Here is a 24458-nt window from a genome sequence, read left to right as displayed (position 1 = left end):
AGAGCAAATGCTCTGGCTTTTTAGTATTTTGTTTAAGACTTACAAGCTAGGATTCAAAAATGACCGTCGCCACAGCGTAATGACGCTCATCGGAAATGGACAGGTGAATGTGGTTAACGCCCATCGCATCCGCTATTTGCTTGGCTGTGCCCGTCAATGCGAGCACTGGTTTTCCAAGCTCATCGTTCGAGATGGAAAAGTCGTGAAACGTGACCCCTTTTGCGATCCCTGTACCCAATGCTTTTGAGGCCGCTTCTTTAACAGCAAAGCGCTTAGCAAGATAACGCCCTTGCAGCTTAAGCTGTGAGAATTTGGCCATTTCTTCTTCTGAAAGAATCCGCTGAGCAAAAGGTTCACCACTACGAGCTAACGCTTTTTCAATACGCTCAATTTCTGCAATGTCGGTCCCTAACCCTATAATCGCCATCTAGATAGCCCTATGACTGGCGAGCCTCAATCATCAGTGCTTTCATGTCAGCAACCGCTTTATTTAAACCATCAAATACTGCGCGACCAATGATTGAGTGACCAATGTTGAGTTCGTAAATTTCTGGTAATGCAGCAATTGGTGCGACATTGTGATAAGTCAGGCCATGCCCGGCATTAACAATAATACCTAGGTCATGTGCATAACTCGCACCAGCAGCAATCTTCTTCAGTTCAGCTTGCTGTTCGTCTTCTGTCGTCGCATCTGCATAGTGGCCAGTATGTAGCTCAATAAACGGAGCGCCACACTTTTTCGCAGCTTCAATCTGTTGACGGTCAGCATCAATAAAGAGCGAAACTTTAATGCCGGTATCTGTCAGCTTTTTCGTCGCAGCTTTAATTTTTTCAAGCTGCCCTACAACATCTAAGCCACCTTCCGTCGTCAGTTCTTCACGCTTTTCAGGCACTAGACACACAAACTCTGGCTTAGTTTGCAGCGCAATCTCAACCATTTCGTCCGTCACTGCCATCTCTAGATTCATACGCGTTTGAATGGTTTCACGCAGAATACGTACATCACGATCCAAAATATGGCGACGGTCTTCACGTAAGTGGATAGTGATACCGTCCGCGCCTGCACGCTCTGCAATTTCAGCAGCGTGAACAGGATCCGGGTATTTTGTACCACGTGCATTACGTAGAGTGGCAATATGGTCGATATTGACGCCTAAATAAATTGAGCTCATTTTCCGTTACTCCGTGCTCTGGGGGTCTGAATGAAAAATTCACGACTTTTTAAAGGTTTGCCGCCAAGATACGGCTTTAAGGCTATACGTGTAAAGCGTTTTGCCGCTTTTAGCTGCTCTTTAGTGACGAACCGCCGCTCACTGATAGCAATCAGTTCATTCCCTAAAAAAGTGAGGTTATCGCGCCTAACCGAAGCAATAAACCCTTTCTGTTCCCGGTAACGATAGGTCATTTCTGGATCGACGGGCTCGCCGGTACCTGCACAATGCAAAAAATCCACGCCATACCCCATCGCAGACAGCAAGGCTAACTCAAAACGACGCAGTGCAGGCTCAGGGTTCTCGTTGTGCGCCAACTCGGTTAACGCATGCAAATAATCATGAAATAGTGCTGGCATCGGCACTTCAGCCATCAAAATACGGCCAATCAGTTCATTGACGTACATGGCTGAGTAGAGATTAATGCCCGTTAACGGCAAACCTAGACTTATCGGCTCGGCTTGACGCAAAGTTTTCATTGAGCCTTTCCCCGACCATTTAAGTAATAGCGGGGTAAAAGGTTGCAATGCGCCTTTTAAGTTCGAACGCTTACTGCGCGCGCCTTTGGCCATTAAAGTCATTCGGCCATATTCCTCACTAAATACATCAAGGATTAAGCTCGATTCACTGTAAGGGCGTCGGTGCAATACAAAACAGCGCTGTAAACCTTCGGAAGACAGATTACTCATCTAAGTCATTGTGCCTAAAAAGTGTGAAATAAAAAATAAGGAGCCGAGCGGCTCCTTATTTTAATCGATACTGATTTTTCATCGATGTTGGAGCGAAGCACCTTCGCAGCCAAGATTATAAATCGTCTATATAACCCAACGATCGCAACGCTCGTTCGTCGTCTGCCCAGCCAGATTTCACTTTTACCCAGGTTTCTAGGTAAACTTTACGACCGAACAATTCTTCCATATCCAAACGCGCTTCGCGACCAATGGTTTTAATCTTCTCGCCGCCTTTGCCAATCACCATTTTCTTCTGACCATTACGCTCAACAAGAATCAAGGCATTGATGTGGAAACCGTCGGTTTCGGGGTTGTAATCAAAACGTTCAATTTCAACCGTTACTGAGTATGGCAGCTCTTCACCAGTAAAGCGCATCAGCTTTTCACGCACAATCTCAGACGCCATAAAACGCTGAGAACGGTCAGTCACGTATTCTTCTGGGAAGTGATGCGTTGCTTTAGGTAAGTGATTACGCACGTGCTTACGCAGTACGTCAATGTTCTTACCTTGCTTGGCAGAGATTGGCACAACATCCACGAAGTCCATCTTCTTAGACATCTCCGCCATGTGTAGCATCACGTCGTTACGATCTTGTACGTTGTCGACTTTGTTTACACAAAGCACAACTGGGAAGTTCGATTTTTGAAGTTTGGTCAGCACCATCTCATCGTCTTTAGTCCAATGCGTACCATCGACTAAGAAGAACACAAGGTTTACATCACTCAATGACGAGTTAGCTGCACGGTTCATCAAACGGTTGATCGCACGCTTTTCTTCAATGTGAAGTCCAGGCGTGTCGACGTAAATCGCTTGGTAATCGCCGTCCGTATCCACACCCATAATACGGTGGCGTGTCGTTTGCGGCTTACGAGAGGTGATCGAAATCTTCTGACCCAAAATCTTGTTCAAAAGTGTCGACTTACCTACGTTTGGACGACCAACAATAGCAATAAAGCCACAGTGTTGGTTTTCTGGCGAGCTTGGCTCACCTTGTGATGCGAAAAACGCATCGATATCGAATTCGTTATCAGCCATTTGTTAATTGCTCAAGTGCTGTTTCAGCAGCCGCTTGTTCTGCCTTGCGGCGGCTGGTGCCTTTACCGATTACAGGCTTATCCACACCTGCTACTTCGCACTCAACCGTGAACTCTTGGTTGTGCGCTTCACCTTTAATATTAGTCACTGTGTAGACAGGCAGCGGTTTTCTTCTGCCTTGTAGGAACTCTTGTAGGCGAGTTTTCGGATCTTTCTGTGAAACGCCTGGTTTGATGGCTTCAAGGCGTGACTGATACCAACTCAGTACAATGCCTCGCACAACTTCAAGATCACTATCTAGGTAAATTGCGCCAATAATGGCTTCAACCGCATCGGCTAAAATAGAGTCTCGGCGAAAACCGCCACTCTTCAATTCACCTGGACCTAATTTTAAATAATCTCCTAGATCGAATTCACGACCCAGTTCCGCCAATGTATGTCCGCGAACCAAAGTAGCACGCATGCGGCTCATGTCACCTTCGTTCACTTTTGGGAAACGATGGTACAGATCATCAGCGATGACAAAACTTAAAATTGAATCGCCCAGAAACTCAAGACGTTCATTGTGCTTACTGTTGGCGCTGCGGTGCGTCAGCGCCAAATTGATAAGCCCGGCATCTTGAAACTGGTAGCCGAGCTTTCTCTCTAGTTTATCAATTGGAGAATTCATACTCTCTCGATATTTGAATGGTTAGTGAATGCCACCGATGCGGTTAAAACGCACACCAGTTGGAATCCATGAAGGTAGAACACTATCTGCGCCACGATCAAACTCGAAGCTGATCCAGATCGCGACAGCTTTACCGACTAAGTTTGCTTCTGGAACAAAGCCCCAGTAACGGCTGTCAGCACTGTTGTCACGGTTATCACCCATCACAAAATACTGACCTTGTGGTACAACCCACTCTGTCGTGCCGCTACGTGGGAAATATTGCTCCACGCGGTTACGCACAAGAGGGTTAACCAAAATATTGTGCTCAACGTTACCCAATTTTTCATCCAGTTGGATCATTGGAATACCGTTCGAGCTAAACTGACTTTCTTCAACATTGCTCAGTTTAACTGGCTTACATGCCGATTCGCCTTGGCTTTGCACGCAAAGCTGCTTATCACTTGAATAACGCACGATATCACCAGGTAAACCAACTACACGCTTAATGTAGTCCACACTTGGTTGTGGTGGGTATTTGAATACCACGATATCACCACGCTCAGGCTTACCAGTTTCCACTAGCTGAGTACGCCATACTGGGTCTTTTAGACCGTACGCGTACTTCTCAACTAAAATGAAATCGCCAACCAGCAAGGTAGGCATCATTGAGCCTGATGGGATTTGAAATGGTTCGTAGATAAAAGAACGTAATACTAAAACGAACGCGATCACAGGGAAAATAGAGACGCTATTTTCAACCCACCAAGGCTGACGCTCAACTTTTTGCAAGGTCACTGCATCCAAACCATTAGACGTCTGAGCTTGAATCTCAGCCAGTTTTTCCTGACGCTTTTTCGCGAAAACCAGCTTTTCCAATAGCCAAACCACGCCAGTTACCAAAGTTGCAATAACCAACATCAGTGAGAATGTATTCGCCATTAAATTCCCTTATCTAAAAATACGAAAGTGAAAGAGCCGAAACCCTTTCACTTATTTTAATATCTAACGTCTTAAGACCGACAAGTGTGAGACAAAGTTCAACTTTAGTCTTTACCTACGTGAAGGATGGCTAGGAACGCTTCTTGAGGCAGCTCAACGTTACCGATCTGCTTCATGCGTTTCTTACCTTCTTTCTGTTTCTTCAGAAGTTTCTTCTTACGACTTACGTCACCACCGTAACATTTCGCGATAACGTTCTTACGCAACTGTTTTACCGTTGAACGAGCGATAATGTGGTTACCAATTGCCGCTTGGATTGCGATATCAAACATTTGGCGAGGGATGAATTCTTTCATCTTCTCTACCAACTGACGACCGCGAGTCTGAGACTGATCTTTGTGTGTGATCATCGCCAATGCATCAACAGTGTCACCGTTAAGAAGAACGTCTACACGTACCATGTTCGAAGCTTCAAAACGCTGGAAGTTGTAATCCAAAGATGCGTAACCGCGTGATGTTGATTTCAGACGATCGAAGAAATCCAGTACCACTTCAGCCATTGGAATATCGTAAGTCACAGCGACTTGGTTACCGTGGTAAACCATATCAACTTGACTGCCTCGCTTTTCAACACACAGGGTGATTACGTTACCGAGGTACTCTGAAGGCACAAGGATATTACAACGTGCAATCGGTTCACGAATTTCTTCAATATCATTGATCGCTGGTAGTTTTGCTGGGCTATCAACATACAGCAGATCGCCATCCGTCTTCTCAACTTCGTAAACTACCGTTGGTGCTGTGGTGATAAGATCCAAGTCGTATTCACGCTCTAGACGCTCTTGGATGATTTCCATGTGCAACATGCCAAGGAAACCACAACGGAAACCAAAGCCAAGTGCCGCAGAGTTTTCTGGCTCGTAGAATAGCGATGCGTCGTTAAGGCTTAGTTTGCCTAGTGCGTCACGGAAGTTCTCGTAATCGTCAGAAGATACAGGGAACAGACCTGCGTAAACCTGAGGTTTAACTTTCTTAAAGCCTGGTAGCGGTTTATCACAACCATTCTTCGCTAGAGTCAGCGTATCACCAACAGGGGCACCAAGAATGTCTTTGATGCCACAAACAACCCAACCTACTTCACCAGTACGAAGGGTATCGGTATCTACTTGTTTTGGCGTAAAGATACCAAGGCGGTCTACACCCCAAACTTGGCCCGTACTCATCACTTTGATCTTATCGTTCTTCTTCAGTTCGCCGTTTTTAATACGCACTAGAGAAACAACGCCAAGGTAGTTATCAAACCATGAGTCAATGATCAGCGCTTGTAGTGGCGCATCTGGATCACCTTCCGGTGCTGGAATCGCTGACACAATGTTCTCTAGAACGTCGTCAACACCGATGCCTGTCTTCGCAGAACAGCGAGTTGCTTCCATTGCATCGATACCAACGATTTCTTCAATTTCTTCCGCTACACGCTCAGGATCAGCTGCAGGTAGGTCAATCTTGTTTAAGATTGGCACAACCTCTAGATCCATTTCGATCGCGGTGTAACAGTTAGCCAGTGTTTGAGCCTCAACACCTTGACCCGCATCCACAACCAATAGCGCACCTTCACAAGCCGCTAGAGAACGTGATACTTCATATGCAAAGTCAACGTGCCCCGGAGTATCGATGAAGTTCAGCTGATACGTCTCACCGTCTTTAGCGGTGTAGTTTAGCGTCACACTCTGAGATTTGATGGTGATGCCACGCTCACGTTCAAGATCCATAGAATCCAGAACCTGTGCGGCCATTTCACGATCGGTTAACCCGCCACAAACTTGGATTAGACGGTCTGATAGGGTCGACTTACCATGGTCGATGTGGGCGATAATCGAAAAGTTACGAATGTGCTTCATAGATTTAGGGTGACTAACTCTTTACAAATAGGGACAGTAAGAAACGCCATCTACTGACGGCATTTCAATCAAGTTGGCAGATTCTACCGAATTTCGTTAACGGGCGCACGTAATTTAAAGTACATACCCAAATAACCTTTAGTGGAGGGGGACAGCACTTACTGGATTGGCTCTCCAAGTACCCGAACGAGGGTAACTTGGCGCTTGGATTCATCTTCTAACGGACGAGAAACACGTTTTGCGATCCACATTCCACCAGCGGCAAACAATACCGATGCCAATATGATGATGCCTTCCCCGCCGGCTGTCAGCGGCGCTAATAGGAAGTGACCAAACATCGCACCGATAATCAAACCAAACAATGGCAGTAAATAAACCGCCATTGCTGATTTTATTAGGCTCGACTCAGGAAAACCAATCTCGACGACTTGACCTATTTTCACCGATTTATCCGTGCGCAGGTGCCAAGATAAACTCTTGTTACCAATGGCTTTAGTAACAACGCCCGTTCCACAGCTTTTCTGTGAAGAGCAACTACTGCAACTGGTCTGCTGTTCGCAACTTAAATCAATTTCGTATTGCTTGCCGCGACGATGCACGTCTGTCACGGTAGCCAACGCGGTCATCATTGTTATTTACTCTTTGTTACATTAAATGTGACTGATTGGGCGATACGCTGTGCTGTGGTCGGTGGAATGTCTCCTACAACAGAGATTTCATGTTGACCGCTCACAAAACTGTGTAGCGTTCTTCTGCCTTGGCGAACCAACTGCCCTTTTAACGAATGCTCATCCTTGTTTGCTACGTAAACAGAGAAGCTAAACAGACCATCAGAATACAGCTGGCTCTCCACCATTTGGTTAGTAACGGCCATACGATAGCGGTTGAGCTCGTTCGGCTCGAAACCCTCAGGGATCCAACCAACCTGCCAATTACTGGTCCCAATATCGCCTTTTGGCATGGTGAGAACAGCAGGTAATTGAACATCTTGCAGGCCACTCATTAACTCTGCGATTTTTGGGTTTACCGTGTAAGAAATAGTGCGATATTGTTCAAGCATTTCACCATCGCGGTCCACAAGGTCGGCACGCAACGGCAATTTACTCTTTTCATCGATCCATAGTACGTATGAATAGCGCAGACCGTCTTTAGGAACAATACGCAGCACTTGTGTTGCCACACCAGCTTCACGAGCTCTACCCACTTTTACATAGTCGTAATACAAGTTTAGCTCATCGATATTGGTGTTGAGCATAGGCATAGTCGGAGCGACCATTTTACCTGACTCAATGGTGAACGGTTCTAAACCCGTTTCGATATAACTTACTTCAGTTCCGCGACGAATCACTTCACGCACAGGGCCACTTAAGTAGACAAGATGAGCATATTGATCGTCACCATGCGTGGCATGACGATACAGCAACGGCTCAATGCTGTTCTTTTTGATAAGGATATAAGAGAGTTCGTAACTTAAATTCTTACTCGCCTCGCTCATTTGATGCAATAAAGCCTCCGCTGGCTTGTCACCAGCAAAGGCTTGAGAAGACATCATACTGAACAGAGCGCAAGCGCTGATCAGAAATTTTTTCATTCAATATCCGGATTCAGATTTGCATCTTGTTGAGATGCATCACTGTTAATTCGTAACTGCAATTCGTAGTCTCGCAGCATAGCATGAACACGCTTGCGCTGCTCTTGCATATTTGCCTCGCCTACAGAACGTTCTACAGACTCACGAGTCAAACTCACTGGTTCTGCGCTGCCAGCAAACGGAACCGTCTGCAATACAGGTAATTGATCTGTTTGCGGCGACATTGAATCGCTACCACCGTACTGCTGTACACCTAAAATAACAACAAGCGATACACATGCAGCAACAGCAACTTGACCAAACTGCGTCAACCAACCTGGCAACTGACGTTTTGCTTTTTGCGGTTCTGGTTGCGACTCTTTTGGCGTATCCGCAATTGAGATAACATTTGCACTGTGCGAATCAAACGCACGGTGTGCAGGTTCATCTTCTAACGCTAACGCCACGCTTTCAGCAATATTCCACTCAGGTTTTGCTGGCGCTTCGCCTCGCATCACATCACCAATCAGGTGATAGTTCTGCCAAGCATCACGGCTCTCTTGGTCTTGCTCTAACTCTTGAATTAAAGCCTTATCGACCAATTCTCCATCCATGAGAGCTGAAAGTTTTTCTTTGTCAGCCATTATTTTCACCATAGTTATTACTTGTACTAGCGTTGCAAAAGAGGTCTGATTTTCTTTTCCACCGCCTCACGAGCACGGAAGATACGCGATCGTACCGTTCCTACCGGGCAATCCATCACTTCTGCAATTTCTTCATAACTCAAGCCATCGAGCTCTCGTAATGTCATTGCGGTTTTTAAATCTTCAGGTAAAGCTTCGATTGCACTGAACACCACCCGTTGCAATTCTTTGGACAACGTTAAGTTCTCAGGGTTCGATATTTCTTTAAGTGCACTACCTGTTTCGTAAAATTCAGCATCTTCAGCATCGACATCTGTCGCTGGAGGTCTACGCCCTTGAGCAACAATGTGATTTTTCGCAGTATTCACTGCAATGCGATACAGCCACGTATAAAACGCACTTTCCCCACGAAAGCTAGGGATAGCTCGGTAAGCTTTAATAAACGCTTCTTGTGCTACATCTGGTACATCGCCAGGATTACTAACGTATCTGGAAATAAGATTACATACCTTATTCTGGTACTTTGTTACCAACAGGTTGAATGCTTGCTTATCGCCATTCTGAACTCGCTCAATCAATACTTGATCGGTCAGCTGCTCGTTCATTCGAGCGGATACTCCTATTTGTTATGCCCCTACTCTTCTCAGATATGGGTACTAATTATGCAAAACGTAGTATTGACACCACTGCTTACTTGAGCACTATTGTGACCCTAACGTGAATGAGAAAGTTCCATGGTTTCTCAAGTTTTTTGTCATTGTTTTTCACAATGTGATGTCTGTACCCAAATGACCACCGCTGCCTGACTTTAGTCTAAGTTTGACAAGCGAGCATCTTGGAGGGAAATGGGTATAATGAATGATCTCTGTCCCAGATTGTGCTGGGTCGGGCATGGAAAAGCAATGGCATTGACAAACTATTACTTTTCATTTGCATGGCTAATGGCTATCTGAACACCGCGTTACAAATTATAACTTAGGAAGCATGCTCATGCTCTGCATGAAAAAGAAGAGTGGCTCAGTCACCGCCGTAACACGGACGTCGATAGGTCTCCCAACTTAGCCCTTAGCGACAGATGTCGCGATAATGGAATGCACATGGTGTGCAAATAATACACAAGGTAACTTTGTTACCTTAGCTTGGGATTATAAAAGTTATATGAACACAAATCGTGAACATGAGTGTGATGTATTAGTGGTAGGGAGTGGCGCGGCAGGTTTGTCGTTGGCTTTGCGCGTTGCTAACCACTGTAAGGTGATGGTGCTGAGTAAAGGACCACGCAGCGAAGGGGCAACCTACTATGCTCAAGGCGGTATCGCTGCCGTATTTGATGAGTCAGACACCATTGATTCACACGTTGAAGACACGCAAATCGCCGGGGATGGTATTTGCGATGAGGAGACCGTAAGGTTCATTGCTGAGCATTCAAAAGAGTGTGTACAGTGGTTGATTGACGGTGGTGTCCCATTTGATCGTGAAGAAGATGACTCTGACGATGAACCTCGCTACCACTTAACTCGTGAAGGTGGTCATAGCCGTCGTCGTATTCTTCACGCGGCAGATGCGACAGGTATGGCGATGCAAACCTCCCTGCAAGATAACGCTCATAACCATCCAAACATTCATGTTCTCGAACGTCACAATGCTCTGGACTTAATCACCGAAGACAAAATTGGCGGTGATAAAAACAAAGTTATCGGTGCTTATATTTGGAACCGCAACGAAGAGCATGTCGAAACCGTGCGAGCCAAATTTGTGGTTCTCGCTACAGGTGGTGCTTCAAAGGTTTATCAATACACCTCTAACCCAGATGTGTCGTCTGGTGATGGTATTGCGATTGCTTGGCGTGCAGGGTGTCGTGTGGCGAATATGGAATTTAACCAGTTCCACCCTACGTGTTTATATCACCCAGAAGCACGTAACTTCTTGCTGACTGAAGCGTTGCGTGGCGAAGGTGCTTACCTGCGTCGTCCAGATGGCTCTCGCTTTATGCCGGATTTCGATGAACGTAAAGAGCTTGCTCCGCGTGACGTCGTGGCTCGTGCTATCGACTTCGAAATGAAGCGTTTAGGTGCCGACTGTATGTATCTCGACATCAGCCATAAGCCTGCTGACTTTATTACGAAACACTTCCCAACCATTTATTCACGTTTGATGGACTTGGGCATTGACATGACTAAAGAGCCAATCCCAATCGTACCTGCTGCACACTACACTTGTGGCGGTGTCATGGTGGATAGAAATGGCTGCACCGATCTGAAAAATTTGTATGCGATTGGTGAAGTTAGCTACACCGGGCTGCATGGTGCTAACCGCATGGCATCAAACTCACTTCTCGAATGCGTGGTTTATGCTTGGTCTGCGGCAAAAGATATTCTAAAACATCACACTAACGTTGAGCTACCTTCACAGGTGCCATGTTGGGATGAAAGCAAAGTAACCAATAGTGATGAAGAAGTGATCATTCAGCACAACTGGCACGAGCTTCGTCTGTTTATGTGGGACTACATGGGCATTGTGCGAACTGACAAGCGTTTAGAGCGCGCCTTACGCCGTATCCAACTGTTGCAACAAGAAACACACGAGTACTACAGCAATTTCCGAGTGTCGAACAACTTATTAGAACTGCGTAACCTTTTACAAGTAGCAGAGTTGATGGTTCGTTGTGCGATGCAGCGTAAAGAGAGTCGAGGTTTGCACTACACGCTTGACTATCCGAACCAACTGGAAAACAGCGGCCCAACGATTTTGGTTCCAGCTAAACAGCTTTAACTTTACCAAGTAAACTATTACATCAGCAGGGAGCATTAGCTCCCTGTTTCATTTCCCATTGGCGTAATACCAAAGATAGTTGACGATACTGCTCATCGTCACAGCTATCACGCCAAATCGTAACAACACGGCCAGATTGCAATTGGAATGTTATCTTGAATGGTGATGCCGATGTATCGACTCGCTGTAAATGACCCTTTTCGGACTCAATATCTTCCGAGCATTCGCCACACTCAAGGGCATCAAACCTAACCGAGCCATCGCAGTGCACATACCAATGCCCATGACTTGTAGGTTGAACAAGGCCTTGGCTTGAGAGAGCCTTAACAATCAGTAATAACAAATAAGTCGATAATACGAGCGGAATGCTAGAGAGGATAACAGCCCAAGTCATCAATAAGAAAAGTACAACATTGAAGACTCGGGCAGTCAGAGAGGGAGAAGCAGTAAAATTAACGAACTTTGCTGAGGTTATGGGCGACAATTTTATCAACCATTGCTGCATGACCTAAATTTTCGCTACGGCCATGCCCCATTACCCAAGTAAACAGATCAGGATCATCGCATTCAAGTAAAGAAACAAAGTCACGCTGCTCTTGTTCACTCAGAGTATCAAAGCACTCTTCAAAAAACGGCATAATTACTACGTCAAGCTCAAGCATGCCTCGACGACAAGCCCATTTAATACGCGCTTTTTCTTCCGGAGTGTACATTCACTATTCCTTCATAGATGTCTTGTTGTTAGTGCGGAGTGTAACAAGGGATGTGCTACGTCACTAGTGTGCGGGTCACAATACGATAGTGAAAGCAGACAAATGTTGATTCGTAAATCGCTCCCCTAGTATCTCAAGGTTATTTGGGTATAACATAGCGGAAAAATATCTTCAAAAGGCATTGTAATTATGGAATGGCAAACTCGTTTTTCAGCATTACCTCTCTCAACTCAAGACGCACTTCCAGAGTTATCTATCTCACTGCTGGATAACTTCGGCATGATCACCATGATCGGTGATGATAAAAAATCATACTTACAAGGTCAGGTTACCTGCGATGTTGTTTCTTTAGAACAAGACCAATCAACACTGGGCGCACATTGTGATGCAAAAGGCAAAGTGTGGAGCGTGTTCCGGCTTTTCCATCATCATGATGGCTACGGCATGATCCAACCAAAATCGGCGATTGACGTAGAACTTAGTGAAATAAAGAAATACGCCATTTTCTCTAAAGTAACGATTGAAGCTTCTGATGACGTTATCTTAGGTGTTGCTGGCGTCAAAGCCGACGAATTCATTTCAACAATGAGCAAGACAACTGGCAGCGTTCGCCCAGTTGACGGTGGCACAGCAGTGCAAGTTGCACAAGATCGTTGGTTACTGATATTAAGTGCGCCAAAAGCACAGCAAATCGTTGAAACTACCGACGTTGTCTTTACGACAAATGAGCTTTGGAATCGTTTCGATATTGAGGCAGGTTTACCATTTGTCTCTGCATCCGCGCAGAATGCTCACATTCCACAAGCACTCAACGTGCAAGCTTTAGGAGGCATAAGCTTCACAAAGGGCTGCTACACGGGACAAGAAACGGTAGCACGAGCGAAGTATCGCGGTACCAATAAACGTGCGATGTATATCGTAAAAGGTGCAACTTCTGCTCCATTTAGTGACGAACCAATTGAGCTCGAACGCAGCGTAGGTGAAAACTGGCGTTCAGTAGGTGCTTTATTAAACTACTACCAGTTCAGTGACAATCACGCGATTGGCCTGATCGTACTGCCTAATAATCTCGATGAGGACACTCGTCTTCGCTTGGTTGCGCAACCAGAATGTGAATGGACAATCGAATCACTGCCTTACAGCCTTGATGATGAGTAATACAATCAATACTCCTTTGATGCAATTTCTCACAGACCAACACATTCCGTTTCGTCTGTTACCGCATCAAAGACCAGCAACCACCATTGAGGATGCCGCGCACCAACGCGGCATTCGCCCCTCTCAAATGGTGAAAGCAATCTTGCTACGAGACATGGGTAATCAATATGCACTCGCCTGTGCGCCAGGTGATCGTAGCGTTGATCCCAAAAAAGTGCGCTCGTTACTGAAATGTCGCCGGATGACTTGTGTTGATCAAGCCGACGTTGAGTCCATCACTGGTTACAAAATTGGTACTGTCACTCCTCTGTTACTCAAACGTCATATGCCAATCGTGTTCGACCCTAGCTTACTAGAAGAACAGGAAGTCACGATCAGCAGTGGCGATCGAATGGCTGGGCTGGCGCTTTCTATTCAAGATCTTATCCAATTGTGCCAGCCGACCGTAGCTGAGATCTGTCGTTAATCGTCTAAAAACAATGTAATGACACGTAGTGTTTCTATCACTGCGTGATCTCGCTCATATCTACAAAAATAGACATTAGAATTTTTAATCACATATAAAACATAAATAGTCACAAAGATAAAACTCGTATATGCTGAATTTGTTGGTTAAGTTTCAAACAAGCACTTAACCGATATAAAGTGAGTCAGCTAGCTGAGTGACAGCATTCATGCAGTTAGTTATCCACTTTTGTGTAATGCATCTGTGACTATTCGCCCGCTGAAGCGGGCTTTTTTTTACGTGGAACTTTTTCCCTTTCATTTCCTCTAATCGTTAGAACGTAAAGTGTGTTACGCGAAGCACGACCTTAATAGAAACAACTAGCAAACAACCGTTTTCGTTCTATTCTTAATTCTGTAACAAAACTATTGCTTAATGCGTCACGTAAAAAGGAGTGTATTGGCGTAAGGGTTCCTTTAGAGAGGTTATTTTTGGGGTAATCCTCACGCTATTTAAGAGATGACACTGTCAAATTGTCTAAGACAACACAATTCTCTGACGCAACACCCTACATCTGTATTTAATACTATTGCTGTCACAATAATTTTCGCGTCCAGAACGTAGAATACCTAGGCTAGGTTAGATAAAAGGAAAGTAAATATGAGACTGTTTAAGCGCTATACACCAAGTATGATTGCTAAACATATAAGTCGTCTTTTTAAAGGAAGAATTTATATTTACGGGGTCGGTAGATTCGAGTTTGATAACGGTAAGTTAATACTGCCGGAGAAAGCAGAGCAACGCCATTTCCGAGCGGTCAAAGAGATCAATCAAGAAATAATGAAACTCCGATGCGCATATGCTTAGCAAAATGTTGATAAAACAAAGGCTGGATTAACCAGCCTTTTGTGTATTTGAAGTTCGCTTTGCACTTACTGACGCGCCAGATCCGGCAAGTGTCCCTTTAAACCAAGCGCGCGCTTCATGATCTCATCTTTCGCTCCCGGCAGTTGCCCCGCTAAACTCAAGCCAATGCCACGAACAAGCTTTTTAGCAGGGTTCTCGCCAGAGAACAAATCTCGAAACCCTTGCATAGTAGCGATCATCTTTGCCGCTTCCGCTTTTCGCCAACGCTCGTAGCTTCTTAGGTTGCGTTTACTGCCGATATCTTGACCCTGCTTCCAAAGTGCTAATACTTCTTGAGCAAGACTGGCCGCATCTAATAAACCTAAATTCACACCCTGCCCCGCTAATGGGTGAATGGTATGGGCCGCATCACCAACCAGCGCGACTCGCTCGACAACAAAATCTCGCGCATAGCGCATTTTCAAAGGAAACGCAGCACGCTCTCCCACTACTTCACATAGACCAAGTCGAGCATCAAACTCACTCGTCAACGCTTTATTGAAATCATGTTCACTCATTGCCACTAACTGCTCTGCTCGATTTGGCTCCGTGGACCAAACAATAGAGCACATATCTGGTTGCGACATTGGCAAAAATGCCAACGGTCCGTGAGGAGTAAATATCTGGCGCGCAATGCTGTTGTGTGGCATGGCAGTTTTGACATTCGCGACCAAAGCATGATGACCATAGTCCCAATGCGTTAATGGAATATCCATTTGATGGCGAAGCCACGAATTCGCCCCATCGGCTCCGACCACTAATTTAGCGGTCATGGCTTGGCCATTATCGAGCGTCAGCCAGCTTTCTTGCTCACCGACCGCGAGAGTCGCGCAACGTGCAGGCATAAACATAGTGACGTTATCGAGCTTTTGGACTTGTTCAAGCAGTGCAAGTTGAATCACACGATTCTCAACAATATGCCCTAAATCAGGTTGTGCCATACTTTGTGCATTAAATTCAATGCTGGCAAAGCTATCTTGTTCCCATACTTCCATGCCATGGTAAGGCGAAGCTCGGCGCTGTTCTATGCCCTGCCAAGCACCAAGTTTACGCAAAATCGTCTCACTAGAGCGGCTCAACGCAGACACACGAACATCGGGTAATTCTTTCAACGAATCATCTGGCACTTTACCTTCAATAATGGCGACACGCAGATCACTGTCTTTGAACGCGGCAGCAAGTGCCAACCCAACCATCCCTCCGCCGATGATGGCGATATCTACACTTTGCATCATTGCTTTTTATTACCTAATTCAGTGCGGCCGTTCATCGTTTTACCAAGCCAAGAGTATGGCGTAGTAGCGGCTGCTTAAAAATAGAAAGGTTATCCATCGCTGCTAAGGCAGTATTTCGGCCAATTCGCATCGCGGGTAAATCATTTGAAAAAACATGCACCAAGGCACTGGTTAGCCAAATAGTTTCGCTTCGATCTGCTTCTCTACGTTGACTAAAGCGCATCAGGCCTTGATAAAGACCCACATCCTCACTTTGCTGCACAATTTCTTCTGCTAGTGAGACTACATCGCGAATACCGAGATTAAAGCCTTGTCCAGCTATCGGGTGCAGCGTTTGCGCCGCATTTCCAACAATCGCAAAGCGATGTGAAATATTTTGCTTTCGATGGCGAAGAAGCAATGGGTAACTTGCACGGCGCCCCACTTTTTTCATCGCGCCTAAACGCCAACCAAAATCGTTCTGTAAACGCTGGAGAAATGCTTGATCAGATAACTCAAGAACGGCTTGGGCTTCTTCAGGGTGCAAACACCAAACTAAGGACATTCGATTGTCACTCATTGGCAATAAAGCAACAGGGCCATTTTCAGTAAAACGTTCAAAGGCTCTACCTTGATGAGATTCTTGAGTCACAATATTGGCAATGACAGCCACTTGTTCAAAATCTTGCTCAGAAAGTTCTAGACCAATTTTCTGACAACAGGTCGAAACAGCACCATCTGCAGCCACCAGCAGTTTTGCTTCAAGTTGCTCACCACTTTTCAACGTCACATGGGTACAGTTTTGCTCGCGCTCGATATCGGTAACGGAGTCAGGACAAAACAGCGTAATTGATTCGCTGCTGTCTAATAATTCTTGATATACACGCCCAACATCGGCTAATTCTACAACATACCCTAGAGCTTCAACCCCAACCTCTTGCTTGGTAATCTCCGTCATCCCAGCATGAGAACGGTCAGAAACGTGGATATGTTCAATGGGTGTGACAAACGGTTCTACTGACGTCCAGAGCTGTAGTTGACGCAACAGATTGACAGTACCGTAAGACAATGCGATTGAGCGAGAGTCAAAACCAGGGTGCATATCTGATTGTGCTTTAAAAGGCTCAACGACGGCAATGCGGAGCTTTCCCTGAGACAAATGGTCAATCGCCAATGCTAACGTTGCACCAGCCATGGCACCACCAGCAATGACTACATCATATTGCTTCATACTAACCTCTGGACGGTCTACGATTAGTGAATAGTAGGTTTTTTGTCGCTGCTTTCAGGACGAACACCAAATTCAGCATGAATCGTTAGTACGCAAGCTTTGATGTGCTCAATCACTTGCTCTAGCAATTGCGCTTGTTCACCAAGATCGTCATCTTCATCAATGCCTAATTTGGCAATCTCTTCTAGATCAGCCAGTGCTTCTTTAGCGTCATCAGATGCTTTGTTAAGCGCAACGCCTGCTAGACCTAGCCCAGAAATAAAGTGGTTTACAAAGTCGGACACACTGTCGGCTAATGCGAATAAGCCTTCTTCGCCCGGCTCATCTGGCAATAGTAAAGACAGCTCCATTGATGTGCCAGTAAGCTCATTAACAGTAACGTTGAATATGCTCTGAGCAAAAGTGAGTGCTGTCGAGGGCCACCCCATCCCATCATTGGTGTAGTCAAAAAGAATCGGCTGCCAAGTTTGATCATTGATCGCCAATCCACCACTTAACATGCCAACAAATAAGCCATGTAACTCCGCCGGTGTCACAGCCAGGCTTGCCGATTGCAGTTCAGCAGCAATAGATTGGTATTCAGGAAGGGTGATTTCACTCATAACTTGGCTCATTCTTGCGTAATAATGTATTGGTATATCCTACCATCAAGGTTAGTGGTCTGAAACGGCTATCAAATTCAATTTTGGACAGCATTTGTTCAATTTGCCCAATTCCTGTGTGATCTCGTCATCATTTCTCTTTCTGTGATGGGAAATGCTTGAATCTTAATAGCGGTTTTCCTATAGTTTGCTCCTCGGTAGTTGTATGAAGCAACACCTTAGATAGCGCGAATATAGAGTTTATTCATCATGAGCAATCAAGCGATCGACGTTGAAATATTAGGCAAACTTACACGAGTGAATTGTCCGACAGGACAAGAAGAGTCTCTTGTTGCAGCGGCAAAAGATCTGGATCGCCGATTGAAAGAAATGAGCGAACGTACTAAGGTAACCAATGAAATCCAACTGCTGACCTTTGCTGCATTGAATATTTGCTATGAGTTGCACACCAAGTCATACGAATCCAATGGTCAACAGCAAGAAATTACTGAGCGAATGGAAAAGCTCACCGCGTCTTTAGAGAACGCACTAAGCAAAGTTACGCAAGGACAGCAGTAAATACAAAATTTACCCTGGGGTGTGCGTCAGCAGGATTTAAGTCCCTGAGCCGATAAGCAATACCTAAGGGTTAGTATTTGGTAACTATTGAGCAAGCTCGGCATGCACCGAGAAGCCTACGGTTGTCATTGCTGATCCGCCTTGAACCAGCTGGTTCAAGGGCCACAATCCTCAACGGCACCCTGGGGTATTCTCTCTATGTCAGACCTCTCTCGACAAGACTTCCGCAAACTGATTCGTGAAAAGCGCAACGCTCTGTGCAGTGATACGCAATACCAAGCGGGAATCGACCTTATTACTCAATTTTCCCAACTTCCTGAAATCGATCAGGCGCAACATATTGCCATCTACCTTTCTGCAGACGGTGAGCTTGATACTAAACCGCTCATTGAATGGTTATGGCAACAGGGAAAATCGGTTTATCTGCCCGTCATCCATCCCTTTTCTAAAGGTCAGTTACTGTTTCTTCAGTATATAAGTGATGAACAGCTCATCTACAACAAGTACGGCATCTTAGAGCCCAAGCTCGATATCAGACACCTCAAACCCGTTCGCCAGCTTGATTTAATCTGCACGCCTTTAGTTGGGTTCGACAGTATCGGACACCGCTTAGGCATGGGCGGAGGGTACTACGATCGTACTCTGTCACGTTGGTTTATAACTGGAGAGGGTGCTAAACCTGTTGGTATCGCTCATGACTGCCAACATGTAGAACGCTTACCAATTGAAAGCTGGGACATTCCATTACCTAAGATCGTGACCCCAAGCCAAATATGGCAATGGGAAAGTGACAAGTAAGCCGCTATAATCACGCCCGCAAACGTTAACGAACATCTATTCAGGAGATTGGCATGACTCAAGATGAAATGAAAAAAGCGGCTGGTTGGGCAGCACTAAAATATGTTGAGAAAGGCAGCATTGTCGGTGTTGGTACTGGCTCTACCGTGAATCACTTCATCGATGCACTAGGCACTATCAAAGATGATATTAAAGGTGCAGTGTCTAGCTCTGTCGCTTCAACTGAGCGCCTTAAAGAGCTTGGTATTGAAGTATACGAGTGTAACGATGTAATGAAGCTGGATGTGTATGTTGATGGCGCAGATGAGATCAACCCAGCACGTGAAATGATCAAAGGCGGCGGCGCGGCTCTGACTCGTGAGAAAATAGTCGCAGCAATCTCTGATAAGTTCGTATGTATCGTTGACGGCACTAAAGCAGTTGACGTACTTGGCCAGTTCCCATTGCCTGTTGAAGTAATCCCAATGGCACGCTCTTACGTGGCTCGTGAATTGGTAAAACTAGGTGGTGATCCAGCTTACCGTGAAGGCGTTGTGACTGACAACGGCAACGTGATTCTGGATGTGCACAATATGCAAATTACCAACCCGAAAGAAATGGAAGACAAAATAAACGGCATCGCTGGTGTGGTGACTGTGGGTCTTTTTGCTCATCGTGGTGCAGACGTAGTGATCACTGGCACACCAGAAGGTGCAAAAATTGAAGAGTAAATAACAGCCTAAAATGAACCTATCTGGTTCACTTTTCTGTTATTTCATTACATACGGTGCTGCAAGGCACCGTTTTTTATTCCTTTCTATAAGAAAATTATCTCTTATTCCGTAATTTTCTTACCCAAAGCAATTTTTTTTTGTTACTTTATTGAACAGAAGACGCACAGGGAAACGTTTGTCTTCCTACAAAACTGTTAATTATCCCCTTTTTAATAGTTTTGCCCAATGTGCGCCACATTAGCCCACCTTTCCATTTTAAGGACGAGAAAAAATGGCCAAAGTTTCACTGGAAAAAGAAAAGATTAAGATCCTCTTGTTAGAGGGACTCCACCCTTCTTCAGTTGAAGTTCTTCAAGCAGCTGGTTATACCAACATTGAATACCATAAAGGTTCCCTTCCGGAAGAAGAACTAATTGAAGCGGTAAAAGACGTGCACTTCATTGGTATCCGCTCCCGTACGAACCTATCCGAAGAGGTAATCAATGCGGCGAACAAGCTGGTTGCAATTGGCTGTTTTTGTATTGGCACTAACCAAGTAAACCTAGACGCAGCAGCAAAACGCGGTATTCCTGTCTTTAATGCACCATTCTCTAACACTCGAAGCGTGGCAGAGCTTGTACTTGGGCAAATCCTTTTACTAGTGCGTGGTATTCCTGAAAAGAATGCTCTTGCACATCGCGGTATTTGGAAGAAAAGTGCAGACAACTCTTACGAAGCTCGTGGTAAGTGCCTTGGCATTATCGGATACGGTCACATTGGTACGCAGCTTGGTATTATTGCCGAAAACTTAGGTATGCGCGTTTACTACTACGATATTGAGAACAAACTGTCCCTTGGTAATGCGACGCAAGTACATACCATGAGTGAACTATTGAACAAATGTGATGTGATTTCTTTGCACGTTCCCGAAACACCGGAAACGAAAAACATGATGGGTGAAGCTGAATTTGCTCGAATGAAACCAGGTTCCATCTTTATCAACGCGGCACGTGGCACCGTTGTGGATATTCCTGCACTTTGCCATAGCTTAGAAGCTGGTCACCTTGCCGGCGCTGCAATTGATGTATTCCCAACTGAACCAAAAACAAATGCTGACCCGTTCGAGTCTCCTTTACAAAAATTCGATAACGTCATTCTCACTCCACACGTTGGTGGTTCAACGCAAGAAGCACAAGAGAATATCGGCTTAGAAGTAGCGGGCAAACTGGCTAAGTACTCTGATAACGGCTCGACACTTTCAAGCGTAAACTTCCCTGAAGTGTCATTGCCAGAACACAGTGGTGAGTGCTCTCGTCTGCTTCATATCCATAAGAACCGTCCTGGTATTCTAACTCAGATCAACACCATCTTTGCTGAAGAAGGCATTAACATTGCCGCGCAGTACCTACAAACAGCCGCTGAAATAGGCTACGTAGTGATCGACGTTGAAACTGAACGAGCAGAAGAAGCTCTAACAAAGCTCAAAAACATTGAAGGCACAATCCGTGCTCGTATCCTGCATTAAACTGTGAAATAGAAATGACAAAGGCAGGGGTTGTAACTCCCTGCCTTTTGCTTTTTACTGTTTGCTAAGCCTTACTTTAGCTTATAAATGACATCGACTTGATCGCGAATGATCATGGTTGAATCTTGGTAGCTATTCGCTCCTTCTTTACTATCCATCGCCATTGAACGCATTAACACAGGCTGAACGTGCATCTGTCTGTAATTGATCTGCCATACATCGCCCAACTTTTTCTCAAAACCAGTCGCTAATGACCCTGCTTTTTCTCTTGCGTCCTTAATCGCAGCCATTCGTGCCTTTTGCTGATACTCGGCTTGGTTGCTTACCTTAAGTTGAATATTATCGACCTGATTAATTCCCGCTTCTAACGCCATATCTAGGTATTGGTTAAGGTTTTTCAGATCCGTCACCGTGACATCAATACTGCGAGATGCTCGATACCCAACAAGTTCTGCTTTTCCTGATTTAGGGTAATGGTACTGAGGAGCAAGGTATAAATTCGAGCTAGTAATATTGTCTTTTGACAAGCCGGCATCCGATAAGCTTTTTAGAAACTCTTCAACGGTTTTATCTACGGACAATTTCGCTTGTTCGGCCGTCATTGTCGTATCGACTACTTTTACAGAAAACGTAGCCATATCAGGTGTGGCCGTCACTTCGCCATACCCCGTTGTCGTAACATGAGCAAACTCTGGCGTATTCGCCAAAACTGAAGCACTGGTAAGGCTGAGTGCTGAAGCCAGCAAAAATGAATACAATTTCATTCAATAAATCCATCCATACAAAATTAAGTACTTAATCTCAGATTCCAACATCACTATCATGGCTGAGAAAGCGTGTGGTTTCATAATAGAAACTTCCGCCGATTATCCAAGCACCCATAGTGACTTCTAACACAACTTTGACTATGTAACATTGGCGTAATTTTTAAACAAAACACACTTAAGTTAACGATATGCAGCTCTGACGAACTTATTGAGGTAGATGCTGCTGCGCATACCCCACTATCGCATGTGAGATTTCTTGTAGTACCCCAGTTTCTAACTGCCAGTGGTGCCAATAAATCCGATGGGACATTAAAAAGCCTGGAGTCACATCAACCAACACACCTCTGTCTAATTCGTCGGTAATTTGCAAGCGGGGGATCAAGCAATAAGCTACACCAGCTAACGCCACTTTTAGAAACGCTTCAGAACTACTGATGTTGTGATGAATAACGCTGTCAGGATTGACGTTAAAGTGCTCGGTAAGAAATGTTTTATGTAGATCATCATATTGGTCATATGAAACGGCCGGTGCTTTTGCCAATGTCTGATTATTTACGCCTTTAGAAAAATAACGCTGATAGAACTCTGGGCTCGCGACACAAACATAATCGATGCGACCTAAATAGTCTGCTCTGCATCCGGGGATTGGCTGGGACTCCAAGCTGATCGCTCCTGTCACTTCGCCACTTTTGAGTTTTTCAATAGAGCGGTATTCACCATAGATAGTCAGTTTTAGTTCAACTTGACGCTGCTTCATAACATTTTGCAGCGCTGGCAGTAGCCATGTTGCAAGGCTATCTGCATTAGTTGCTAAAGAGAGTTGCACAGGTCGCGTACTGGTATCATTTTTTAGTTCGGGGAGAATTTCATGCTCTAGCAAGCGTACTCGCCGATAAAGACCCAACAATTTTTTACCAATTGGCGTTGGCTTAGGTGGCTGGCTTCGAATTAAAACAGGCTGCGCGAGAAACTTCTCTAACTGCTTGATACGTTGAGAAATGGCGGATTGAGAAACAAATAAATGCTCGGCAGCACGCTCAAAGCTACCCTGATAAACTATAGCGTCTAATGCCTCAATCCATTTGTAATCTAACCCTCGCATACCTTTCCTCTCACTCCTGATCAAACGCCTCCCGTTAAATTAGTCTATCTAATGTAAGATTAAAATCATTAATTATACTTATTTAGATAAACGCTTCATCTTTCCCCTCTCTGTAAATGTATTTGTTATTTTGAAGTGAGGTGAAGTGTGAGCTTGTGGGTTCTATTGCAAGGTTTTGGTTTAGGAGCATCAATGATCATTCCGATCGGCGCGCAAAATGCGTATGTTTTGAATCAAGGCATAAAGCGTAATCACCACCTAACAACCGCCACTATTTGTAGCGTGCTAGATATGATTTTCATCTCTCTAGGTATCTTTGGTGGTGGTGCAATTCTGTCTCAAAATGAAATCTTACTGACGTCGGTGACACTTGGTGGTATTGCTTTCTTGAGCTTCTATGGACTGCTCTCGCTAAAAAGTGCTTTTAAGCCAGAGAGTGAATCGGAATCAAAAGGGGAGATTGTAGCTCGAGGTCGTCGAACGGTTATTCTAGGTGCGCTAGCTGTCACTGTGCTTAATCCGCACTTATATTTAGATACAGTCGTTATTCTAGGTTCGATCGGTGGACAATTTGAAGGCCATGATCGCATTGCTTTTGCACTAGGTACGATTCTGGCTTCCTTTGTTTGGTTCTACACTTTATCGATAGGAGCAGCCAAACTAGGTCCAACACTCTCTAAACCAAAAGTGAAAAAAACCATCGACATTGCAATCGCAATGATGATGTTCACAATAGCGTATATCTTAGCGAGTGAGCTTATTGATAAGTATTGGTAATCACTAGGTAGTAAGGCAGCAAAGACATGGAGTCACTAAAACGTATTTATAACAACAATAGAGAGCGATTCAACGCGCTCTCTATTCCTTTTCGGGAATGGCAGCACGAAGCCATCTTAGACTTTGAGACAGATATACGCATTGCGAGAGAGCTTGGTTGGACGGGTACGCATACCAAAAGCCTCTTTTTAACACTCAAAGGACAAGGTTACGCGGTTTATCTGACAGATAAGGACTCGCGCCTCGATGCCAAGCAGATTAAAGCGATTACAGGTAAACGTCCCTCTATTTGTAATGACGATGAAATGGTCGAAGTGTTAGGTTGCGTACCCGGCGCGGTTTGCCCAATAGGCTTACCGGAATACATCACTATCATTGTTGATACCAATCTCTATCAACATCAAGAGTTGCTCTATACGCCTGGCTTACCTGAGTTCACATTTGGATTTGCAGGTAAACATCTAAAACGCCTCTTACTTGCTGGTCATCACACCCTTTACGAAGTATAAAAAAGCGA

General features: G+C 45.0%; 28 protein-coding genes and 1 other RNA gene. 11 read left to right on the top strand and 18 right to left on the bottom strand.

From position 1 onward, the window contains the following. Positions 1-46 precede the first annotated feature (46 nt). The 11 genes from acpS to rpoE all read right to left on the bottom strand — a co-directional run bounded on the left by acpS (position 47) and on the right by rpoE (position 9286). The gene (gene acpS / locus J4N43_RS02625) at positions 47-427 is read right to left on the bottom strand and encodes a holo-ACP synthase (RefSeq protein WP_005380927.1); all 381 of its coding nucleotides are present in this window, start codon (positions 425-427) and stop codon (positions 47-49) included. A gap of 10 nt (positions 428-437) precedes the next feature. Then, a complete protein-coding gene (pdxJ, locus tag J4N43_RS02620; protein ID WP_158159775.1) occupies positions 438-1172 on the bottom strand; it encodes a pyridoxine 5'-phosphate synthase in 735 nt (244 codons plus the stop codon). Beyond that, positions 1169-1900 carry a DNA repair protein RecO gene (recO, locus tag J4N43_RS02615; RefSeq protein WP_005384578.1) on the bottom strand — a complete coding sequence of 244 codons (732 nt, stop codon included), beginning with the start codon at positions 1898-1900 and terminating at the stop codon, positions 1169-1171. The genes pdxJ and recO overlap by 4 nt, the downstream gene beginning before the upstream one ends. Positions 1901-2015: 115 nt before the next feature. Continuing rightward, complete coding sequence (gene era / locus J4N43_RS02610) at positions 2016-2978, bottom strand: GTPase Era (protein WP_005380931.1); 963 nt, start codon at positions 2976-2978, stop codon at positions 2016-2018. Then, a complete protein-coding gene (gene rnc / locus J4N43_RS02605; protein ID WP_005380932.1) occupies positions 2971-3648 on the bottom strand; it encodes a ribonuclease III in 678 nt (225 codons plus the stop codon). Before rnc ends, era begins: the two co-directional genes overlap by 8 nt. 21 nt (positions 3649-3669) lie before the next feature. Continuing rightward, positions 3670-4569: a signal peptidase I gene (gene lepB / locus J4N43_RS02600; RefSeq protein WP_005380933.1), complete on the bottom strand. Its 900-nt coding sequence runs from the start codon at positions 4567-4569 to the stop codon at positions 3670-3672. A gap of 104 nt (positions 4570-4673) precedes the next feature. Beyond that, positions 4674-6467 (bottom strand): translation elongation factor 4, encoded by a 1794-nt coding sequence (gene lepA, locus J4N43_RS02595; protein ID WP_005380934.1) that lies wholly within the window; start codon positions 6465-6467, stop codon positions 4674-4676. Positions 6468-6625: 158 nt separating this feature from the next. Beyond that, positions 6626-7096: a SoxR reducing system RseC family protein gene (locus J4N43_RS02590; protein WP_005384575.1), complete on the bottom strand. Its 471-nt coding sequence runs from the start codon at positions 7094-7096 to the stop codon at positions 6626-6628. Positions 7097-7098: 2 nt separating this feature from the next. Beyond that, complete coding sequence (rseB, locus tag J4N43_RS02585; RefSeq protein ID WP_005380941.1) at positions 7099-8058, bottom strand: sigma-E factor regulatory protein RseB; 960 nt, start codon at positions 8056-8058, stop codon at positions 7099-7101. Next, a complete protein-coding gene (locus tag J4N43_RS02580) occupies positions 8055-8681 on the bottom strand; it encodes a sigma-E factor negative regulatory protein (RefSeq protein WP_005380944.1) in 627 nt (208 codons plus the stop codon). Before J4N43_RS02580 ends, rseB begins: the two co-directional genes overlap by 4 nt. Positions 8682-8707: 26 nt before the next feature. Next, positions 8708-9286 carry an RNA polymerase sigma factor RpoE gene (gene rpoE / locus J4N43_RS02575; RefSeq protein WP_005380946.1) on the bottom strand — a complete coding sequence of 193 codons (579 nt, stop codon included), beginning with the start codon at positions 9284-9286 and terminating at the stop codon, positions 8708-8710. A 553-nt stretch (positions 9287-9839) separates the two neighbouring features. Here rpoE and nadB point away from each other — a divergent pair. Further along, the gene (nadB, locus tag J4N43_RS02570) at positions 9840-11453 is read left to right on the top strand and encodes an L-aspartate oxidase (RefSeq protein WP_005380947.1); all 1614 of its coding nucleotides are present in this window, start codon (positions 9840-9842) and stop codon (positions 11451-11453) included. A gap of 22 nt (positions 11454-11475) precedes the next feature. Here nadB and J4N43_RS02565 read toward each other — a convergent pair whose 3' ends face one another. Next, positions 11476-11937: a protein YgfX gene (locus J4N43_RS02565; RefSeq protein WP_230856650.1), complete on the bottom strand. Its 462-nt coding sequence runs from the start codon at positions 11935-11937 to the stop codon at positions 11476-11478. Then, the gene (locus J4N43_RS02560) at positions 11906-12166 is read right to left on the bottom strand and encodes an FAD assembly factor SdhE (protein ID WP_005380951.1); all 261 of its coding nucleotides are present in this window, start codon (positions 12164-12166) and stop codon (positions 11906-11908) included. The genes J4N43_RS02565 and J4N43_RS02560 overlap by 32 nt, the downstream gene beginning before the upstream one ends. Before the next feature lie 189 nt (positions 12167-12355). Between J4N43_RS02560 and ygfZ the strand changes: the two genes are divergently transcribed. The 3 genes from ygfZ (at position 12356) to J4N43_RS02545 (ending at position 14636) form a co-directional block, all read left to right on the top strand. Beyond that, positions 12356-13324, top strand: coding sequence for a tRNA-modifying protein YgfZ (gene ygfZ / locus J4N43_RS02555; RefSeq protein ID WP_053350723.1), 969 nt, complete (start codon positions 12356-12358; stop codon positions 13322-13324). Next, complete coding sequence (locus J4N43_RS02550) at positions 13317-13790, top strand: aminoacyl-tRNA deacylase (protein WP_005384562.1); 474 nt, start codon at positions 13317-13319, stop codon at positions 13788-13790. Before ygfZ ends, J4N43_RS02550 begins: the two co-directional genes overlap by 8 nt. A gap of 639 nt (positions 13791-14429) precedes the next feature. Then, positions 14430-14636 (top strand): DUF1107 domain-containing protein, encoded by a 207-nt coding sequence (locus tag J4N43_RS02545; protein ID WP_005380970.1) that lies wholly within the window; start codon positions 14430-14432, stop codon positions 14634-14636. Positions 14637-14701: 65 nt separating this feature from the next. Here the strand turns inward: J4N43_RS02545 and J4N43_RS02540 are convergent, their stop codons facing one another. From J4N43_RS02540 to J4N43_RS02530, 3 genes are read right to left on the bottom strand one after another with little or no spacing between them, the layout of a single operon-like run. Next, positions 14702-15910, bottom strand: coding sequence for an FAD-dependent 2-octaprenylphenol hydroxylase (locus J4N43_RS02540; protein ID WP_025768841.1), 1209 nt, complete (start codon positions 15908-15910; stop codon positions 14702-14704). A 31-nt stretch (positions 15911-15941) separates the two neighbouring features. After that, positions 15942-17120: a 2-octaprenyl-6-methoxyphenyl hydroxylase gene (gene ubiH, locus J4N43_RS02535; RefSeq protein ID WP_053350724.1), complete on the bottom strand. Its 1179-nt coding sequence runs from the start codon at positions 17118-17120 to the stop codon at positions 15942-15944. Between the two features lie 23 nt (positions 17121-17143). Then, positions 17144-17722: a YecA/YgfB family protein gene (locus J4N43_RS02530; RefSeq protein ID WP_005380976.1), complete on the bottom strand. Its 579-nt coding sequence runs from the start codon at positions 17720-17722 to the stop codon at positions 17144-17146. A 249-nt stretch (positions 17723-17971) separates the two neighbouring features. Here J4N43_RS02530 and J4N43_RS02525 point away from each other — a divergent pair, with 249 nt between their 5' ends. The 5 genes from J4N43_RS02525 (at position 17972) to serA (ending at position 21295) form a co-directional block, all read left to right on the top strand. Continuing rightward, a complete protein-coding gene (locus J4N43_RS02525; RefSeq protein WP_005384553.1) occupies positions 17972-18280 on the top strand; it encodes a cell division protein ZapA in 309 nt (102 codons plus the stop codon). 8 nt (positions 18281-18288) lie between these two features. After that, positions 18289-18473, top strand: a non-coding RNA gene (ssrS, locus tag J4N43_RS02520) — 6S RNA. A 5-nt stretch (positions 18474-18478) separates the two neighbouring features. Then, positions 18479-19078: a 5-formyltetrahydrofolate cyclo-ligase gene (locus tag J4N43_RS02515; RefSeq protein ID WP_053350725.1), complete on the top strand. Its 600-nt coding sequence runs from the start codon at positions 18479-18481 to the stop codon at positions 19076-19078. A 53-nt stretch (positions 19079-19131) separates the two neighbouring features. Beyond that, positions 19132-19788, top strand: coding sequence for a ribose-5-phosphate isomerase RpiA (rpiA, locus tag J4N43_RS02510; protein ID WP_005380982.1), 657 nt, complete (start codon positions 19132-19134; stop codon positions 19786-19788). 274 nt (positions 19789-20062) lie between these two features. Beyond that, positions 20063-21295 carry a phosphoglycerate dehydrogenase gene (gene serA / locus J4N43_RS02505; protein ID WP_017821632.1) on the top strand — a complete coding sequence of 411 codons (1233 nt, stop codon included), beginning with the start codon at positions 20063-20065 and terminating at the stop codon, positions 21293-21295. Positions 21296-21366: 71 nt separating this feature from the next. Here the strand turns inward: serA and J4N43_RS02500 are convergent, their stop codons facing one another. Together J4N43_RS02500 and J4N43_RS02495 are read right to left on the bottom strand one after the other, a co-directional pair. After that, positions 21367-22059: an oxidative stress defense protein gene (locus J4N43_RS02500; protein ID WP_005384550.1), complete on the bottom strand. Its 693-nt coding sequence runs from the start codon at positions 22057-22059 to the stop codon at positions 21367-21369. 208 nt (positions 22060-22267) lie between these two features. Further along, positions 22268-23164 carry a LysR family transcriptional regulator ArgP gene (locus tag J4N43_RS02495; protein WP_005380990.1) on the bottom strand — a complete coding sequence of 299 codons (897 nt, stop codon included), beginning with the start codon at positions 23162-23164 and terminating at the stop codon, positions 22268-22270. Positions 23165-23311: 147 nt separating this feature from the next. Between J4N43_RS02495 and J4N43_RS02490 the strand changes: the two genes are divergently transcribed. Together J4N43_RS02490 and J4N43_RS02485 are read left to right on the top strand one after the other, a co-directional pair. Next, positions 23312-23941: a LysE/ArgO family amino acid transporter gene (locus J4N43_RS02490; protein ID WP_005380992.1), complete on the top strand. Its 630-nt coding sequence runs from the start codon at positions 23312-23314 to the stop codon at positions 23939-23941. A 26-nt stretch (positions 23942-23967) separates the two neighbouring features. After that, positions 23968-24450, top strand: a complete 483-nt coding sequence (locus J4N43_RS02485) for a YbaK/EbsC family protein (RefSeq protein WP_017633558.1) — start codon at positions 23968-23970, stop codon at positions 24448-24450. Positions 24451-24458: the final 8 nt, after the last annotated feature.

The sequence above is a fragment of the Vibrio sp. SCSIO 43009 genome (genome assembly GCF_023716525.1).
Taxonomy (GTDB): Bacteria; Pseudomonadota; Gammaproteobacteria; order Enterobacterales; family Vibrionaceae; genus Vibrio; species Vibrio alginolyticus.
Note: the sequence above shows the minus strand (reverse complement) of the source record. Positions and strands in the feature narration are given on the sequence as shown.